The organism is Nocardiopsis oceanisediminis, from assembly GCF_048595525.1.
Classification (GTDB): domain Bacteria; phylum Actinomycetota; class Actinomycetes; order Streptosporangiales; family Streptosporangiaceae; genus Nocardiopsis_A; species Nocardiopsis_A oceanisediminis.
Genome location: NZ_JAFMZJ010000001.1, coordinates 4,078,025 through 4,095,816 on the forward strand (window position 1 = coordinate 4,078,025; position 17,792 = coordinate 4,095,816).

A 17,792-nucleotide genomic window follows, 5' to 3' on the forward strand; every position below is an offset into this window, starting at 1 on the left:
TTAAGCGTCGATGACGATGTGCGGCCGCGGCCATGGCCGGCGGGTGTCGGCCCCGGTCGGGCGGCCGCGGCTCCCCCGTCCACAGGCCCTTGTCCACAGGCCGCGGATCCGGTCCCCGCGGAGGGCCCCGGGCGGCCACGCTGATGGGGCACGAAGCAACCGGACACCGGGCGCGTCCGCGCGCCGGATCGGAGGTCACCATGGGTAGGGTCGTTCGCGACTGGGGCATCGTCCTCGTACTCCTGGCGGGCGTGCTGTCCGCCGCGGCGCCGGCATCGGCCGGCGCCGCCTCGGGGGCCGTCCCCCTCTCCCACCCGGAAGGCGGCACCTTGGACGGGTTCGCGATCCACCACGTCCCCTCCCCCGCGGCGGGGGCGGACGTCTTCGACACCGACTACGAGTGGGGCGGCGTCTCCTTCGCCGCCCGGTTCTGGGAGCGCGAGGCCGACGGCGGCCACCGCGTGGAGATGCAGGTCCTGGTGATGCGGGGCGGCTCCCTGGACTCCGCGGCCGCGCTCCGCTCCTTCCTCGCCGAGTACCACGAGCGCGACGCCGCCACCTGGGCGCCGGCCGAGTTCGACCACGACGGGGCGCCCGGCTTCCTCGGCGAGCGGGAGGCCTTCTGGCTCCAGGAGCCCGGGGTGGCGGTGGAGGTGCGCGACTCCTCCGGCGTCCTCGGCCGGGAGGAGCTGGTCGCCACCGCCCTGGGGGTGCGGCCGGAGGAGTGAGGCCGGCCGCGCCGCGGGCGGGGCCGCGCGGGCGCCCCGCCCCTGCTCCGACTTGGGTCGCCCGCCGGTCGAACTTCCGTCGCCGCGCGCCCGGTCTTCGGTCGGGGCGCCGGGTACCGGCGGCCGACGCGGCGGCGGGCCGCGGATTCCTAGGGTCGCGGTATGCACAGAGCCACTGAGGAGAACGGGACGGGCGGCGCACCGGAGCGGCCTCCGGCCGGGCGCGCGGGCGAGGAGGGGGCGAGCGAGGCGCGGGCGCACCGCGGCGGGGTCGGGTCCGCCGAGCGGGCGCTCGCCCCCGACCTCGCCCGCGGGATGATGCTGCTGCTCATCGTGGCGTCCAACACCGCGTTCCACCTGTGGGCGGCCGAGCACGGGCCGTCCGGGTGGCACCCGGTCGACGGGTCGCCGCTGGACCGCGCCGTCCAGTTCCTCATGATCGTCATGCTGGACCTGCGGGCCTACCCGCTCTTCGCGTTCCTGTTCGGCTACGGGATGATGCAGCTGCTGCTGCGGCAGAAGGCGCACGGGACCCCGGAGCGCACCGCGGTCCGGCTGCTGCGCCGGCGCGGGCTGTGGCTGATCGTCTTCGGGTTCGCGCACGCCGCACTGCTCATGGCCGGCGACATCATCGGCTCCTACGGGCTGGCGAGCCTGGTCATGGTCTGGCTGTTCATCCGGCGCGGCGACCGGACCCTGCTCGTCGCGGCGGGCGTGTTCGCCGTGCTGCTCTGGATCCCCGCCGCCTCCGGTCTGTGGGACATCGCGACGCAGGGCCTGGGGAACATCCCCGGGGCGGGCGCGGAGCCGTCCACCGCCGCCTACGCCGCCGAGCGGGCGGACCCGCTCGCCGCGGCCGCCACCCGGCTCACCACCTGGGGCTTCGTCACCATCGGCGGGGGCCTGCTGTCGTTCGGCGGGTTCGCCATGATGCTGCTCGGGTTCTGGTCGGCGCGGCGCAGGATCCTGGAGGAGCCGCACCGGCACCTGCCGCTGCTGCGGTGGACCGCGGTGCTGGGGATCGCCCTCGGCTGGCTCGGCGGCCTGCCGTCGGCGCTGGCCCACATCGGCCTGCTCGACGCCTCCCCCGGCGCCCTCTCCGATTCCGGCCCGCTGCTCGCCCTGCAGGACGCCACCGGGATCTTCTGCGGCCTGGGCTACGTCGCCCTGTTCGCGCTCGTCGCCCACCGGCTGTCGGCGCGCCGCCGGGGCACGGCGTCGAGCGCCGTCGCGGCGCTCGGCAAGCGCTCGCTCTCCGGCTACCTGACCCACTCGCTGCTGTTCTCCCCGGTGCTCGCCGCCTGGGGGCTGGGCCTGGGCGCTTCGCTGGGCAGCGCGACCATGGCACTGTTCGCCTTCGGGGTGTGGCTGGCCACCGTGGCCGGCGCCTACGCCCTGGAGCGCACCGGGCGCCCCGGTCCGGCCGAGGCGCTGCTGCGGCGGCTGATCTACGGCCGCTCCGCCGCCGGAGCCGCGGGACGGGGCGGGGCCGCCGCCGGGCGGTGAACCGCGGGGCGGCCCGCCCTGCGGGGGGCGGGGGGCGGCGATCCCGCACAACCGCCTCCCCCGCCCGGAAGGGCCGGGGTCCGAGGCCGGCACCGGCCGACCCGGCCCGCGTCATCCGGTTCCGCGCCGCCGGTGACGCACCACCACCCTGCGCCCTCAATTCAAGTTTGTCAACCGAAAAAGTAGGAAATCAATCCGGACACCCGGCGGCCAGGGCGGACCACTCCATCGGGGCGACACTCGCGACACCGACTCCCTACTGAACAAGTAGGAATTATGATTGACTGTTCCCTCGGCGGCCCGCACCGGCCCGGTAGACCCGGCCCGGCCCGGCGGCGGAGCCGCCGTTCGGGCGGGCAGCGGAACCGGCGGCGCGATACGCCCGGCCGCGCCCCTCCACCGCCGGGACCCGGCGCGGCGGCCGGTGCGCCGGACGGCCTCGGCCCACCCCGGCCGAAAGGGCGGGCCCCTCCGCCGCGGACGGCGAAGGGGCCCTGGCGGTACGGGCGGCTAGCGGCGCGGGCGGCGCCGGCCGCGGGAGGACCGGGGCGCCGGGGACGCGGACGCGGCCTCGGGCACCCGGGCCGGGACGCCCGAAGGGGCGCGGGCACCGGTGATCCGGGCCAGTTCGGCGTCGTCCGGGCGCACCTGCGCGATCCGCGCGTCGATGCCGGCGCGCTCCATCAGCCGCGCCATCTCCCGGTGCTGCTGCGGCAGCACCAGGGTGACCACGCTGCCGGACTCCCCGGCCCGGGCGGTCCGGCCGCCGCGGTGCAGGTAGTCCTTGTGGTCGGCGGGCGGGTCGACGTTGAGCACCAGGTCGAGGCCGCCCACGTGGATCCCCCGGGCCGCCACGTTCGTCGCGACCAGCGCGGTGACCTCGCCGTCCTTGAACTGGCGGAGGGTGCGGGTGCGCTGCGGCTGCGAGCGGCCGCCGTGCAGCCTGCCCGCGCGGACGCCGCTGGCGAGCAGGTGCTCGGTCATCGCGTTCACCGCGCGCTTGGTGTCCAGGAACATGATCACCCGGCCGTCGCGGGCGGCGATCCGCGTCGCCGTCGCCTTCTTGTCCGCGGCGGAGACCTGGAGCAGGTGGTGCTCCATGGTGGTGACCGCGCCGGCGGAGGGGTCCACCGAGTGCACCACCGGGTCCTGGAGGAAGCGGCGCACCAGGGCGTCGACGTTGCGGTCCAGGGTCGCGGAGAAGAGCATCCGCTGGCCGTCCCCGGGGACCTGCCGGAGGATGGCGGTGACCTGCGGCATGAAGCCCATGTCGCACATCTGGTCGGCTTCGTCCAGGACGGTGGCGCCCACCTCGTCCAGCAGGCAGTCGCCCCGCTCGATCAGGTCGCGCAGCCGCCCCGGGGTGGCGACGACCAGGTCGACCCCCTGGTGCAGCGAGCGGGCCTGCCGGGACAGGGACATCCCGCCGACCACGGTGGCCAGGCGGACCCCCACCGAGCGCGCGTAGGGCGCCAGGGACTCGGTCACCTGCTGGGCCAGCTCGCGGGTGGGGGCGAGGACCAGCGCGCGGGGGTAGCGGGGCCGGGCGCTTCCGCCGCGGAGCCGGGCGAGCAGGGGCAGGCCGAAGGCCAGGGTCTTACCGGAGCCGGTCTGGCTGCGGCCCAGGACGTCCCGCCCGCTGAGCGCGTCCGGCAGGGTCGCCGACTGGATGGAGGAGGGGGTGCTCAGGCCCTGGCGGCCGAGCGTCTCCAGCAGCCGGACCGGGAGGTCCAGCTCCTGGAAGGAGGCGGCCGGGGGCAGGGCCGGGGTCAGCGGCTGCGGGGCCGCGAAGTCGTCCCGGGGAGCGGCGGGGCGGGACGGCCGGCGGCCGCCCCTCGGCTTTCCGCCGCCGCGCCTTTTGTTCGTACGGACGGTGTCGTGCATATGGGACCTCTCGAATGAGCGGCGCCCGCCGGAAGGGGAGGAATGCATGGCCCCCTGCTGCTCGAAGACTGTCGGGCGATGCGCCGGGATGATGGCACAGGGGCGCCCGTGGGGGGCGCTTGCGGAACCCGCGGGGCCGCGAACGCGGCCGCCGCCGTCTCCGGGGCGGCCGGGGCCGGGCGGGTTCGGAGAAAACAGGCGGGACCCGCCCCCGGGAGGGCGGGCCCTGCGAAGACCTGGGGGGTCGAAACGCCCCTAGGCCGAAGTGATGTTCTCGGCCTGCAGGCCCTTGGGGCCCTGGACGACCTCGAACCGGACCGCCTGGCCCTCGGCCAGCTCGCGGTATCCGGAAGACTGGATGTTCGAGTAGTGCGCGAAGACGTCGGCGCCTCCGCCGTCCTGCTCGATGAAGCCGAAACCCTTTTCGGCGTTGAACCACTTGACCGTACCGGTCGTCATATCTTTTCTTCCCTGCTCTGCTGATTCAGGAAGATCCGCACTGCGCGGTCCTCCCATCGCTACGGCGATGATTTCCCGAGTGGAGATAACGATGGAGAGGACCTGGCCACCGGGCCGGTCGAAACAAAAGTCAAGCGGGAACCACTACTGCAACTCCGGTCAAGCTAGCATACGGATCCCGCTCCGGACAGCGCCGACGCCCCGTGGTGGGATGGCTCACTTCCGCGGGGGCGGCCCGCTCTCTCCATTTCCGGGGTGAATTCCCCGGGCCCGGCCGCCCTCCGGCCCCCGGTGCCGGCGGCGCCCGCTTCCCGGACGGAGAGGCGGAAGGGCGGGGAGGGTCCGGGCCGGCCCCTCCCTCTCCCCCGTCCGCCTCCGGCGGGCGCCCCGCTCCCTCGCTCCCCCGCCGGGAAGGGCCGGGGCGCCCGGGTCAGTCGATCCGCAGCACGTGCTTGCCGCGGACCCCGCCGTCCTCCAGGGCGCGGTGCGCGGCGGCGACCTCGGCGAGCGGGCGGACGGTGTCCACCACCGGGCGCAGCTCGCCGCGCTCCGCGTACCCCGCCAGCTCGGCGAAGAGGTCGTGCCCGGGGTTCCCGCTGAAGAAGCGGACCCGCCCGCGGCCGTGCACCGCCGAACCGGCGATGTAGCCCAGCGAGGGCAGCGGGTTCCGCATGTCGAAGGCGACCGCGACCATCCGGCCGCCCGGGGCCAGCAGCGCCCGGTACTCCGCGAGCCGCGTGCCCACCGCGTCCAGCACCACGTCGAACCGGCCCACCTCGGCGGGGGCGGTCCCGGTGTGGTCGAAGACCTCGTCGGCCCCGAGCCCGCGGACGAAGTCCAGGCTCGCCGGGCCGGTGAGCGCGGTGACGTCGGCCCCCAGCGCCTTGCCGAGCTGGACGGCGGCGCTGCCCACGCCGCCGCCGGCGCCGCGCACCAGCAGGCGCTCCCCCGGCCGGAGCCGGGCCTTGTCGCGCAGCGCGGTGATCGCGCTGGTGCCCCCGGCGACCAGGGAGACCGCCTGAACCGGGTCGAGGCCCTCGGGCGCGTAGGCGAGCAGCCGCGGGCGGACCACGACGTACTCCGCGGCGGTGCCGAACCGGCGCCCCAGGCCTCCCCAGACCCGCTCGCCCGGTTCCAGTCCGCGCACGCCCGGCCCGGTCGCGGCGACCTCGCCGGCGAAGTCGATCCCGACGCGGTTGGGGAAGCGGCGCCCGGTGAGCAGCCGGATCCGACCGGCCCGCGCGTGCAGCTCGCCGCTGTTGACGGTGGCGGCCCGCACCCGCACCAGCACCTCCCCCGGCCCGGGCCGGGGCCTGGGGACCCTGCCCACGTAGAGGACCTCGGGAGGCCCGTAGCGGTCGTAGAGGGCCGCGCGCATCTCGTCCACGTTCTCATCCCGTCTCTGCGGTTCGGTCCGCCTCGTCCTGCGGCCGCGGCGCTCCGCGCCCGGCCATCCGGGTCAACGCGGTAACCGGAGGGCCCCTTCCGGTTCCGGATAAAGTGAGAGGCATGCGCGAGCGGCCTTCTCAGAAGCACCGGTCCGGCGGCCCTTCCGGCCCGGGGGAGGCGGCGGAGGGGCTGCGCGCCGACGCGCGGGAGAACCGGGCCCGGATTCTGCGGGCCGCCCGCGAGGCCTTCGCCGAGCAGGGCATCGACGTGCCCGTCACTGCGATCGCCCGGCGCGCCGGGGTCGGCGTCGCCACCCTCTACCGGCGCTTCCCCACCCGCGACGCGCTGGTGGCCGAGTCCTTCGCCGAGCGGTTCACGGCCTGCCGGGCCGTGCTCGACCGGGCCCTGGCCGACCCGGACCCCTGGCGCGGGTTCTGCTCCTTCGCCTGGCAGCTGTCCGCGATGCAGGTCGCCGACCGCGGGTTCAGCGAGGCGTTCCTCGCCCGCTTCCCCGGCGCCGTCGACCACGACCGGGAGCGCGCCCGCGCCGAGGAGGAGATCGGCCTGCTGGTGGAACGGGCCAAGGAGAGCGGGCGGGTCCGGCCCGACGTCGACCGCTCCGACGTCCTTCTGCTGCTGCTGGCCAACTGCGGCGTCGCGGCGGAGGCGGGCCCGCACGCCCCCGCGGCCTCCCGGCGGCTGGTCGGCCATCTGCTCCGGTCCTTCCAGGCCGATCCCTCCGCGCCGCTTCCCGAGCCCGCACCGCTGGACCTGGGCGGGGCGGCCGGCCTGCCGCGGCGCTGAACCGGCCTTCCGGCCCCACTCACGATGGACACCCCCTTGCCATGCACCGCCGCGCCGCCTACATTTGCAAGGACACAATGTTTGCAGGTTCGCAAGAAAGGCGCGGATGCACGGCGAGGATCGGGAGCGGCTGGCCGGGGACATGATCGACCTCTGGCGGTCGGTGCCCTCGGAGGTCGTCGGGGCGCTGCAGGGCGCCGAGGGGGCCGGCATGACGATCCGCGAGTTCGCGGTGCTGTACCTGGTCTCCGAGGCCGGCCGACCCACGCAGCGGATGCTGGCCGAGCGGATCGGCCGCTCGGACTCGGCGGCCAGCCGGCTCGTCGACCGGCTCACCGGGCTGGGCCTGGTGCGGCGGGAGGAGGACCCGGACAGCCGCCGCTCGCGCCGGGTCGCCATCACCGAGGAGGGGGCGGCGCTGCTCCGCAGGCTGGAGCGGATGCGGGTGGAGCCGCAGGTGCGGATGGTGGAAGAGCTCGGCGCCGAGGACCGGGAGCTGGTGGTCCGCGCGATGGGGCTGCTGGCCGACGCCGCCCGCAAGCGGAGCGGGGCGCGCCGCACCGCCGCCGAAGAGGACCTGGAGCACTAGCGAGGAGTATCGGCGCAGAACAGGAGGCAGGACGATGACCGAGCGGACGACCTGTGCGATCGTCGGCGGAGGCCCGGCCGGAATGGTGCTGGGGCTGCTGCTCGCCCGCGGCGGCGTGGAGGTGACCGTGCTGGAGAAGCACGGGGACTTCCTCCGCGACTTCCGCGGCGACACCGTGCACCCGACCACCCTGCGGCTGCTGGACGAGCTCGGCCTCGGCGAGCGCTTCGCCGCGCTGCCGCAGAGCAGGATCGACGAGGCCGCCTTCCGCGACGCCGCCGGCCGCCGGGTGGTCTTCGCCGACTTCAAGCGGCTGCGCATCCCGTTCCCCTACATCGCGATGGTCCCGCAGTGGGACCTGCTCGACCTGCTGGCCCGCGCGGCCTGCGAGGAGCCGTCCTTCACCCTGCGGATGGACGCCGAGGCGACCGGGCTCATCCGGGAGGGCGGCGCGGTGGCCGGCGTCCGGTACCGGGACCGCCGCGGCGGCGGGGAGCACGAGCTGCGCGCCGACCTGACCGTGGCCGCGGACGGGCGCAACTCGGTGCTGCGCAAGGCGGCCGGGCTGGTGCCCCGGGAGTACCGGGTCTCCTTCGACGCCTGGTGGCTGCGGCTGCCGCGGCGGCCCGAGGACGACCTGGGGGCGCTGCAGCCCAACATCAGGGCGGGCCGGATGGCGGTGGCGATCCCGCGCGAGGGCTACTTCCAGATCGCCTACCTCGGCCCCAAGGGCGACGACGCGCGGATGCGCGCGGCCGGGGTGGAGCGGTTCCGCGAGGAGCTGGCGGAGTGCCTGCCGCTCTTCACCGACCGGGTCGGCGAGATCGCGTCGATGGACGACGTCAAGCACCTGGACGTCCGGCTGAACCGGCTGCGCCGCTGGCACGTGCCGGGGCTGCTGTTCATCGGGGACGCCGCGCACGCCATGTCCCCGGTGGGCGGGGTCGGGATCAACCTCGCGATCCAGGACGCGGTCGCCGCCGCACGCCTGCTCGCCGGGCCGCTCCGGCGCGGCCGGCCGTCCCCGAGCGACCTGGACCGGGTGCGCCGCCGGAGGCTGGTGCCCACGGTGCTCATCCAGGGGATGCAGCGGCTGATGCACAGGGCCCTGCTCGAGTCCGTGCTCTCCCGCCGCCGCTCGGGCCCGCCCGAGTTCGCCCTCCGCCTGTTCCGCCGGGCGCCCTGGCTGTCGGCCGTCCCCGCCCGCCTGGTCGGCACCGGCGCCCGCGCCGAACCGACCCCGTCCTTCGCCCGCCGCCGACCCACCGCCCCTCGCTGACCCCGGCCCCGGGACCGGGCACGCCCATCCGCCCCCTATTCCAGGTTGACTACGAGGGCCGTGGCCTGTGCGGCTGCGTCGTCGGAGACACTCTCGCCCCACCCCTCCAGGGCCGCCTTGAGTTCCTCCACCTCGGCCTCGTATTCGCCGGACAGGCCTTGGGCCACTATCGGAGCCGGGTGTCCTCGCCCTGGTAGGCGTCGAACATCTCCAGGGCCTGCAGCCGGTAGGAGAGCATGCCGACGGCGAACTCCATGTCGGAGTCGACGTGGCCGGGCGGAGACTCCATGGCGTCCTCGGGGCGCTTGCCCCCGGCTCTCTCTTCGTCTTCTCCGGTGTCCACTCGGACCAGGTAGACGGCGGCAAGGGCCAGGCCCCACAGGATTCTCTTCTTCATGACGGACTTTCACCCATGGACGAGAGTGTGCAGCGACTGGATCGCCGCGCTGAAGAACACGGACAGCGGAATGACGAGCACCGCACCGACGGCCACGCCGGCGGTGGCCGCGAAGAAGAGGCCCCAGCACACGTTGGACATCCGGTCGTAGACCGCTCGGGCGCACCAGGCGCCGATCCCTCCCGCCAGCCCTCCTCCCAGCGCCGCCCCCGGGAGGTTGAAGATGAGCAGTGGCAGGGAGAGCAGCAGGGAGAAGCTCGCCACGGCGAGCAGGACGACGGGCCTCAGGTAGGCCCGCCACGTCTGGAGCGGGTGGATCAGGCTGCGCAGCCAGGCGGCCGCGAGCGCGGCCAGGGCGATCCCTGCCAGGAAGGCGTCCACTCCGAGAACGGGGACCAGGGGAGGATGTCCGACACCGCTCGCCATGGCGCTGCCGGCCGCCGCGCCCGCCAGTGTGAACAGCACCAGGCAGTCGCGCGGCGCGGAGCGGGGCCGCCCCGGCGGGGGCACCACCGCCAAGACGGCGCTCAGCACCGCCCCGGCGGCGGCCCCTCCCCCGAGCAGGAGGGCCAGGTCAGGATGCATTACCGGTACCTTCCGGGTTCACGCGCCACAACTCCTTCTCTGCGACGGGGAGTCCAAGAGTCCCGAGATCGAGTACTGCTGGCACCGGGCCAAGGTCCGGTGGCTCGCCCGCCCGTTCGAGGAGTACCGGGAGTACTGGTAGACCTCGTAGGTCGGGAAATGGTCGGCGACCAGCCTGGCGTCGAACCTGCCGCCTCCCCGGTGGGTGATGGTGGTCCTGGTGTCGATCTTGCCGAGGAAGCGGCTCGTGGAGTTCGCCGCCTTCCAACTGGAGGAATGTCGCGCAGAGGGTGAGCGCGAGAAGGAGCGCACACGCCTTCGTTTTCTTCATGCGGCACGGTTCTCATGGTGGGGGATGAAGAGAGAAGGCCGGGCCGACCGCTTTTCCACTTCCAATTGAAGGAATGGCCGCTCCGCGATCCGAATCAGAGCTTCAGGCAGCGAACAGGGAAGATGCCGCAGATGTTTCCTATAGAAAAAACCCGACTTTGGAGCTGCGGACGATCTGGACGACGCAGAAAAAATAGGGCACCTACCCCTGAAACCGCAATGCATGACGAAGATCACAGGGCCATCGGGTTATTTATCCGGATGCACTCATCTGCGAAAATGAGAGGATTCCCGGACGACCGCCCTTTGGGTTCGAGAGGATTCCAAGACTGTCGGCACTCTATTTGCGGATTGACAGCCGGAAGGCGTTGTCCCTCCATGGGGTCCGGTGGTACCCCGCGCTCTCGTGCGGGGAGGTGTGGTGGCGGGCCTTGTGGAGGAACGGAGTTCGCCGCCGGGTCTGCGGTGGCGCGTGGGGCGGGTGGACCGGGCAGAGGGGCGGGCGGGGCGGCGTGCCATCCTTGCCCTGGGCGGTCCCGGCGCGGTCGGAGGTGCGGCGGGGCGGACCCCGCCCGCGGAGGAGAGTGAGCATGCTGCTCGGAGAGCCGGCCGGAGTACGGAGCGGCCTTCCCGCGGTGCGGGTGGGCGAGGAGTCCATCGACCGGGAGGGCCTGTGGGAGGCGGCGTCAGCGGTGGCCGCGCGGGTCGGCGGGGCCTCCGCGGTGGCGGTGCACGGTGAGGCGTCGCTGCGCACGGTCGTCGCCGTGGTCGGCGGCCTGCTGGCGGGGGTGCCCGTGGTGCCGGTCCCGGCCGACGCCGGCACCGCCGAGCGGCGGCACATCCTGCGCGACTCGGGTGCGCGGCTGTGGGTCGGACCGGAGCTGGACGAGGTGGACCTCCCGGTGCTCCCGGTGGACCCGGCCGAGCGCACCCCGGTCCGCTCCGGCGGCGAGCCGGACCCCGGCGCCACCGCGCTGATCATGTACACCTCCGGCACCACCGGCTCGCCCAAGGGCGTGCTGATCCCGCGACGCGCCGTCGCCGCCTGCCTGGACGGCCTGGCCGAGGCGTGGGTGTGGACCTCCGATGACGTGCTGGTGCACGGGCTCCCGCTGTTCCACGTGCACGGCCTGGTCCTGGGGCTGCTGGGCGCACTGCGCACCGGCAGCCCGCTGGTCCACACCGTCCGCCCCCGGCCCGCGGCCTACGCGGCGGCGGCCGAGGCCGGCGGGACGCTGTTCTTCGGGGTGCCGACGGTGTGGTCGCGGATCGCCGCGGACCCGTCGGCGCTGCGCCCGCTCTCTGCGGCGCGGCTGCTGGTCTCGGGCAGCGCGGCGCTGCCCGAGGGCGTCGCCCGCGCGGTCCGGGAGGGCAGCGGCCGGTCCGTGGTCGAGCGGTACGGCATGACCGAGACGCTGATCACCCTGGCGGCCCGCGCCGACGAGCCGCCGCTGACCGGGTGGGTGGGCCGCCCGATCGCCGGCGTCGAGGCGCGGCTGGTCGGCGAGCGGGGCGAGGAGGTCCCCGCCGACGGGCAGAGCATCGGCCACCTGCAGATCCGCGGCGCCACGCTGTTCGACGGCTACCTCGGGCTGCCCGAGGAGACGGCGAAATCGCGGACGGCCGACGGCTGGTTCGGCACCGGCGACGCGGCCGCGCTCGATGCCGAGGGCCGGTACCGCATCGTCGGCCGGACCTCGGTGGACCTGATCAAGAGCGGCGGGTACCGGGTCGGCGCCGGGGAGGTGGAAGCCGCCCTGCTGGACCACCCGTCGGTGCGCGAGGCGGCCGTGGTCGGCGAGCCCGACGACGACCTCGGCCAGCGCATCGTGGCCTACCTGGTCGGCGACGGCATCGTGGAGGAGGACGTGATCGGCTTCGTGGCCGCCCGCCTGTCGGTGCACAAGCGCCCGCGCGAGGTCCGCGTGGTGGAGGGGCTGCCCCGCAACGCCATGGGCAAGGTGCAGAAGTCGCTGCTGTGACCCGCGTCCCCGTGTGCCCTTCCGCCTTCTCCCCAGGGCGATGATCTTGAGGCTGCTGCCCTATCAGAGCGCCTCGCCGTCAAGTGGCCGTCGCAACGAGGAATTCGAGGAGGAAACGAGGGACGGGAGGGGGCCGGTCGCGGCCGGTCAAGCGTGGCGCCCCACGGGGCGAGGGTTCAAGCGGGCGGCGACGGCACGAGGAAGGGACGGGGCGAAGGTGATCGCCCGGGCGCGGCACCCCACAAAGCGAAGCTTCAAGCAGGCGGCGAAGGCAGGAAGGGGCACCGGCCGGTCGGTCAAGCGCGGGCCCCACGAGGCGAAGCTTCAAGTAGGCGGCGACGGCACAGGTAGCGGCGAGGCGGAGGCGGTCGCCCGGGCGCGGCGCCTCGCGGAGTGCAGGTTCAAGCGGGCGGCGAGGGCGGGAGCGGGGGCGGGGCGCCGTGTTCACCGGCCCCGGCGCGGCGCCTGCTCCCGGCGAGGGAGGCGGCGCCCCGGCGAAGGGAGCGGGCCCGCCTGCTCGCGCCCACCGGCGGATTTTATCCCTCTATGCCGGGTTTGCGGCGAGGGACGGGTGGGAGTGGGGGCGCCCTGCGTACCTCCGCGACACCCCGAATGTCATCTACCAGCGAGTAGTAAGCCCCAAGACCCCCACCGCCCCCTCCCCGGTCACCCAGAGTGGCCGAAGCGGGGCCCTACAGGAGAACAAAAGCGACATCCCGCCCCCGCACCCGCCCTGCCCGGGTTTCGGCCCCCGGCATCCCGGCCTTCCGGGCGGCTCGAACCCCTCACCACCGGCCCGGCCAGGGCGATTCGGGCCCCGGGAGGCCCGATCCGGCCCGGGATGCGCACCCCGGAGTCACCGGGGTGTTCTCGCGGTGTACAGGGCGCCGCACCCCGCCATCACCCTGCGTATTCACCCGGCTCAGGGAGGGGAGGCGGTTTCCCAGGCGGCCGGCCCGCCCCTTCCTCCGCCGTCACCGCCTGCTTGACCCCCCACCCCGTGAGGCGCCGCGCCCGGGTGGGGTGCTCGGCCCGGTTCCTGCCTGCGCCGTCGCCGCCTGCTTGAGCCTGTACCTCGTGGGGCCCGCACCCGGCCGACCGGCCGGCACGCCTCCCTGCCTTCGCTGCTTGCTTGAACCCTCACCCCGTGGGGCGCCGCGCCCGGGTGACCGCCTTCGCCCTGCCCCCACTCCCTCCGTCGCCGCCGGTCTGAACCCTCACCCCCGAGACGCCGCGCCCGACCGACCGGCCGGTCCCCCTCCCCGCCGTCGCCGCCCGCTTGAACCTCCGCCCCGCGAGGCGCCGCGCTCGGTTGGGGCGTCCAGCTCGGTTCCTGCCTGCGGCGTCACCAGGGAGACCCCGGGCGGCGGCCCGGCGGGTTCCCGGGGTCGCGGCGGTGGGAGCCCTTGCGGGCGGTCTCAGGCGGTGACGGTGGTGAGGACCGTCTCCTCGAAGGACTGCAGGGCGTGGTGGACCGCGCCCAGGACGGCGCCCTGGTCGCCGGTCTGGGAGAGGGCGACCTCGGGGGTGAAGAGCAGGCGGTCGGCGAGTTCGGCCTCCAGCGGGGCGCGCAGCAGGTCGCCCATCCGGGACACGCCGCCGCCCAGGACCAGCATCTCCGGGTCGAGGACGAGGAGCATGGGGGCGATGCCCTCGGCGAGGCGGCGGGCGAGGCGGGCCAGGACGCGCTCGGCGGCGGGGTCGCCGGCGCGGGCGGCGTCGGCCAGGGCGGGCAGCCGGGCGTCGCCGGCGGCCTCGCGCAGCCCGCGCAGCGCGGCCGTGCCGCCGGAGCGGTCCAGCTCCTGCTCGGCCATGGCGGCGATGGCGTCGGCGTTCACCCGGGCCTCCAGGGCGCCGAACCCGGCGGGCGGGCGCTCCCCGCCGGACATCCGGGTGTAGCCGACCTCGCCGCCGGCGCCGTGGTGGCCGCGGAGCAGCCGGCCGCCGATGGTGACGCCGGCGCCCAGGCGCTGGCCGAGCAGGAGCAGCACCACGTCGCCCCGCCCCCGGGCGGTGCCGATCGCGTGCTCGGCGAGCGCGGCCAGGTTGGCGTCGTTCTCCATCCGCAGCGGGCAGGGCAGGACGCCGGCCGCCCAGCCGGTGAAGTCCGCCTCCTCCCAGCCCGGCAGGGCCGGGGCGACCGCCACCCCGCGGCCGTCCGCGGCGACCACGCCGGGGGTGGCCAGCGTGGCGGCGTAGACCGGTGCCGCGCCGCCCGCGCCGCGCATCGCGTCGGCGACGGCCTGCCCGGCGGACTCCAGGCGCTCGGCGGCCGGGGTGGCCGGGTCGACCGCCCGCCGCCCCCAGGCGCGCGGGCCGCCGCGCAGGTCGGCCCGGCAGGCGGTGACCTTGTGCGCACCGACGTCGATCCCCAGCACCCAGCCGGCCTCGGCGTTGAAGGCGTAGGTGCGCGCCGGGCGGCCCGGCGAGCGGCGGCCGCCCTGCGGGACGCCCTCGGACTCCAGCAGCCAGCCCTGCCGGGTCAGCGACTCGGCCAGCGCCTCCACCGTGGGCCGGGACAGGCCGGTCCCGCCGGCGATCCCGGCGATCCGCTGCGGCTGGGCGGACGCGCGCAGCAGCCGCAGGACGTGCGCGGTGTTGGCCCGGCGGACCCGGGCCATCGATCCGGCCGGCGGTCGGGGCACGGCTTCCTCCTCCACTCCGGTGCGCGGGCACTGTGACCGTTGACACATCCGCGCCGCTCCTGTTCGATTAGTAAACCCTTTTTCGTAAATGCGCGCCCCCCAGGAGGCTCCATGGGCCGCCCGCGACCCCCCGCGCGAATCCGGACCGCGGCCGCCGTGCTGGCCGCACTCGTCCTGACCGGCGCGCCCGGCTGCGCCGGCAGCCTCCCCGACGCCGCCGAGGGCGCGGTGGTGACCTTCGCCGTCACCCGCGCCTCCGGCGGGAACATGGCCGGGATCGTCGAGGAGTTCAACGAGGCCAACCCGGACGCCCGGGTCCGGCTGGTGCACCTGGCCGCCGACGCCGACGCCCAGCGCACCGCGATGGTGCAGGACCTGCAGGCCCGCACCGGCCGCTACGACGTGCTCTACACCGACGCGGTGTGGACCGCCGAGTTCGCCGCGCGGGGCTGGCTGGAGCCGCTGGACGCCGAGCGGTTCGCCGGGCCGGACATCCTGCCCGCCGCGGCCGAGACCGGGATGTACCGGGGCCGGCTGTACGCGGCGCCGTTCGCCACCGGGACCGGGATGCTCTACTACCGCAGCGACCTGGTCGAGGACCCGCCGACCACCTGGGAGGAGCTGATCGCGGCCTGCCCGATCGCCGAGGCCGAGGGGATGGACTGCTACGCGGGCCAGCTCAGCCGGTACGAGGGGCTCACCGTGAACGCCACCGAGGCGATCGCCTCGGCCGGCGGCGAGATCATCGACGAGCGGGGCGAGGTGGTGGTGGACTCCGCCGAGGCCCGCGCCGGCCTGGGCTTCCTCGTCGACGGCCTGCGCGAGGGGCGCATCCCGCGGGCCGCGCTGACCTACATGGAGGACGAGTCCCGGCTGGCGTTCCAGCGCGGCGAGCTGCTGTTCATGCGGAACTGGGCGTTCGCCTGGCCGGCCATGCAGGAGCCCGGTCCGGAGTCGAGGGTGCAGGGGAGGTTCGACGCGGTGCCGCTGCCCGGCGACGGCGGCCCCGGCACCGGCACCCTGGGCGGCAACAACCTGGCGCTGTCGGCCTACAGCGGGCACAAGGAGGAGGCGCTGCGCTTCATCGAGCACCTGCAGAGCGAGGCGGTGCAGCGCGACTGGATGGCCGAGACCAACACCCCCACCTCCTGGGCGTCCAACTACGAGGACGAGGAGCTGATGGCGGGCGTCCCGCACCTGGTCCGGCAGTACGCCGCGCTGCAGTCGGTGCAGCCGCGGCCGGTCTCGCCCCGCTACAACGACGTGACCAACGCGGTGCAGCGGCACGTGCACGCCGCGCTGACCGGCGAGAAGTCGGTCGACCGGGCGGTCACCGACCTCCAGGAGGAACTGGAGACCGCGGTGGAGGGGGTGGCGGGACCGTGAGCGCCCCTTCTTCCCCCTCCGCCCGCGCCCGCCGCGGCGAGCGCGCCGCCGAGCGCCGCCTGGCCTTCTGGCTGCTGGTCCCGGCCCTGGCCGCGCTGGGCCTGGTAGTGGCCTATCCGGTGGCCTCGGCGGTCTACCGGTCGTTCTTCGACGACCCGATCGGCGCCGAGCCGTCCTTCGTCGGCCTGGCCAACTACGCCCAGGCGCTCATCGGCCACGACCGGGAGGAGTTCTACGCGGCGCTGACCAACACCGTCTTCTTCACCGCGGTCAGCGTCGTGCTGGAGACCCTGATCGGGCTGGCGATGGCGCTGGTGATGCACCGCGCCTTCCGGGGCCGGGGGATCGTCCGGGCCGCGGTGCTGCTGCCCTGGGCCCTGCCGACCGCGGTCAGCGCGGTGATGTGGGGGTGGATGCTGCAGCCGGACGGGATCGTCAACGCGCTCACCGGGACCGAGGTCGTCTGGGGCGGCGGCGAGTGGCCGGCGAAGTGGTCGATCGTCTTCGCCGAGGTGTGGAAGACCGCGCCGTTCGTCGCGATCCTCGTCCTGGCCGGGCTGCAGGCCATCCCGCCGCACCTGTACGAGGCGGCCGCGATGGACGGCGCCTCGGCGTGGCGGCGGTTCACCTCGATCACGCTGCCGCTGGCCAAGCCCGCCCTGGTGGTCGCGGTGCTGTTCCGCACCCTGGACGCGCTGCGCATGTACGACCTGCCGCAGATCCTCACCGGCGGGGCGAACGACACGGCGACGCTGTCCATGCTGGTGGTGCAGGCCGCCACCGGGGAGCTGAAGCAGGGGTACGGCGGCGCGCTGTCCACCATCACCTTCCTGTTCGTGTTCGGGTGCGCGTTCCTGCTGATCCGCACCCTGGGCGCGAACGTGTTCCGCCCGGCGGAAGGAGCCTCCCGATGACCGCGACCGCACCGGCGCGCGCGCCGCGCCGCAGCGCCGCGCGCCGCCGCCTGCCCGGCTGGGAGAAGTGGGTGATCGGGGCCGGGATCGCGCTGCTGGTCCTGTACTGCCTGGCGCCGTTCTCCTGGATGCTCGTCTCCAGCCTGAAGGGCCCCGCGGAGATCACCACCCCCCGGCTCTGGCCCGAGGACCCGACGCTGGTGAACTACCGGGGCGTGTTCGGCGGGGCGAACCACTTCGGCTACGCGGTGCGCAACAGCGCCGTCATCGCGGTCTCCACCACGGTGCTGGCGATGGTGATCGCGACGGCGTCCTCCTACGCCCTGGCCCGGCTGCGGTTCCGCGGCCGCAACCTGCTGCTCGCCCTGGTGCTGGCCTGCTCGATGTTCCCCGGGGTGGCCATCGTGACCCCGCTGTACCGGCTGTTCAGCGACTGGGGCTGGATCGACGAGTACCAGGCGATGGTGGTGCCCAACATCAGCTTCGCACTGCCGCTGGCGATCTTCGTGCTCACCACGTTCTTCCGGGAGATGCCCTGGGAGCTGGAGGAGGCCGCGCGGGTGGACGGCTGCGGGCCGGTCGGCGCCTTCGCCCGGGTGATCCTGCCGCTGGCCGCGCCCGGGGTGGCCACCACCTCGCTGCTGGTGTTCTTCGCCGCCTGGAACGAGTACCTGATCTCCAGCGTCGTCTCGATCACCCTGGCCTCCACGCCGGTGACGGTGGCGCTGGCCAAGTTCGCCGGGGACACCGAGTTCCAGCAGCCGTTCGGCTCGCAGATGGCGGCCGGCGTGGTGGTGACGCTGCCCCTGGTGGTGCTGGTGCTGCTCTTCCAGCGGCGCATCGTGCGCGGGCTTTCAGCCGGGAGCCACCGGTGAGCGGCGGGCCGGGCCGGACGGGCCCGGGAACGGACGGATC

General features: G+C 74.8%; 15 protein-coding genes. 9 read left to right on the forward strand and 6 right to left on the reverse strand.

The window, feature by feature from the left end; genetic code table 11:
• Window positions 1-200: 200 nt before the first annotated feature.
• Both J0910_RS18240 and J0910_RS18245 read left to right on the forward strand, forming a co-directional pair.
• The gene (locus J0910_RS18240) at window positions 201-728 is read left to right on the forward strand and encodes a hypothetical protein (protein WP_420159741.1); all 528 of its coding nucleotides are present in this window, start codon (window positions 201-203) and stop codon (window positions 726-728) included.
• A 162-nt stretch (window positions 729-890) separates the two neighbouring features.
• Window positions 891-2,234, forward strand: coding sequence for a DUF418 domain-containing protein (locus J0910_RS18245; RefSeq protein WP_420159742.1), 1,344 nt, complete (start codon window positions 891-893; stop codon window positions 2,232-2,234).
• 510 nt (window positions 2,235-2,744) lie between these two features.
• On the opposite strand, the gene J0910_RS18250 is transcribed toward J0910_RS18245, so the two are convergent.
• From J0910_RS18250 to J0910_RS18260, 3 genes are all read right to left on the reverse strand, one after another.
• Window positions 2,745-4,118 (reverse strand): DEAD/DEAH box helicase, encoded by a 1,374-nt coding sequence (locus J0910_RS18250; RefSeq protein WP_420159743.1) that lies wholly within the window; start codon window positions 4,116-4,118, stop codon window positions 2,745-2,747.
• 255 nt (window positions 4,119-4,373) lie between these two features.
• A complete protein-coding gene (locus J0910_RS18255) occupies window positions 4,374-4,577 on the reverse strand; it encodes a cold-shock protein (RefSeq protein ID WP_420159744.1) in 204 nt (67 codons plus the stop codon).
• 430 nt (window positions 4,578-5,007) lie between these two features.
• Window positions 5,008-5,955, reverse strand: a complete 948-nt coding sequence (locus J0910_RS18260; protein WP_420162016.1) for an NAD(P)-dependent alcohol dehydrogenase — start codon at window positions 5,953-5,955, stop codon at window positions 5,008-5,010.
• A 131-nt stretch (window positions 5,956-6,086) separates the two neighbouring features.
• Between J0910_RS18260 and J0910_RS18265 the strand changes: the two genes are divergently transcribed.
• The 3 genes from J0910_RS18265 to J0910_RS18275 all read left to right on the forward strand — a co-directional run bounded on the left by J0910_RS18265 (window position 6,087) and on the right by J0910_RS18275 (window position 8,638).
• The gene (locus J0910_RS18265; RefSeq protein WP_420159745.1) at window positions 6,087-6,770 is read left to right on the forward strand and encodes a TetR/AcrR family transcriptional regulator; all 684 of its coding nucleotides are present in this window, start codon (window positions 6,087-6,089) and stop codon (window positions 6,768-6,770) included.
• 106 nt (window positions 6,771-6,876) lie between these two features.
• Entirely contained in the window at window positions 6,877-7,359 is a 483-nt protein-coding gene (locus J0910_RS18270; protein ID WP_420159746.1) for a MarR family winged helix-turn-helix transcriptional regulator, read from the forward strand.
• Between the two features lie 34 nt (window positions 7,360-7,393).
• Window positions 7,394-8,638 (forward strand): FAD-dependent oxidoreductase, encoded by a 1,245-nt coding sequence (locus J0910_RS18275; protein ID WP_420159747.1) that lies wholly within the window; start codon window positions 7,394-7,396, stop codon window positions 8,636-8,638.
• Window positions 8,639-8,804: 166 nt separating this feature from the next.
• On the opposite strand, the gene J0910_RS18280 is transcribed toward J0910_RS18275, so the two are convergent.
• The gene (locus J0910_RS18280; RefSeq protein WP_420159748.1) at window positions 8,805-9,035 is read right to left on the reverse strand and encodes a hypothetical protein; all 231 of its coding nucleotides are present in this window, start codon (window positions 9,033-9,035) and stop codon (window positions 8,805-8,807) included.
• A 9-nt stretch (window positions 9,036-9,044) separates the two neighbouring features.
• Window positions 9,045-9,620 (reverse strand): hypothetical protein, encoded by a 576-nt coding sequence (locus J0910_RS18285; RefSeq protein WP_420159749.1) that lies wholly within the window; start codon window positions 9,618-9,620, stop codon window positions 9,045-9,047.
• Window positions 9,621-10,540: 920 nt separating this feature from the next.
• On the opposite strand from J0910_RS18285, the gene J0910_RS18290 reads away from it, so the two are divergent.
• Window positions 10,541-11,932 carry an AMP-binding protein gene (locus J0910_RS18290; protein ID WP_420159750.1) on the forward strand — a complete coding sequence of 464 codons (1,392 nt, stop codon included), beginning with the start codon at window positions 10,541-10,543 and terminating at the stop codon, window positions 11,930-11,932.
• Window positions 11,933-13,350: 1,418 nt separating this feature from the next.
• On the opposite strand, the gene J0910_RS18295 is transcribed toward J0910_RS18290, so the two are convergent.
• Window positions 13,351-14,577 (reverse strand): ROK family transcriptional regulator, encoded by a 1,227-nt coding sequence (locus tag J0910_RS18295; protein WP_420159751.1) that lies wholly within the window; start codon window positions 14,575-14,577, stop codon window positions 13,351-13,353.
• A 111-nt stretch (window positions 14,578-14,688) separates the two neighbouring features.
• Here J0910_RS18295 and J0910_RS18300 point away from each other — a divergent pair, with 111 nt between their 5' ends.
• The 3 genes from J0910_RS18300 to J0910_RS18310 are packed head-to-tail and all read left to right on the forward strand — an operon-like array spanning window position 14,689 to window position 17,752.
• Entirely contained in the window at window positions 14,689-15,963 is a 1,275-nt protein-coding gene (locus J0910_RS18300; RefSeq protein ID WP_420159752.1) for an ABC transporter substrate-binding protein, read from the forward strand.
• Window positions 15,960-16,877, forward strand: coding sequence for a carbohydrate ABC transporter permease (locus J0910_RS18305; RefSeq protein WP_420159753.1), 918 nt, complete (start codon window positions 15,960-15,962; stop codon window positions 16,875-16,877). Before J0910_RS18300 ends, J0910_RS18305 begins: the two co-directional genes overlap by 4 nt.
• Window positions 16,874-17,752: a carbohydrate ABC transporter permease gene (locus J0910_RS18310; RefSeq protein WP_420159754.1), complete on the forward strand. Its 879-nt coding sequence runs from the start codon at window positions 16,874-16,876 to the stop codon at window positions 17,750-17,752. The genes J0910_RS18305 and J0910_RS18310 overlap by 4 nt, the downstream gene beginning before the upstream one ends.
• The last annotated feature ends 40 nt before the right edge of the window (window positions 17,753-17,792 follow it).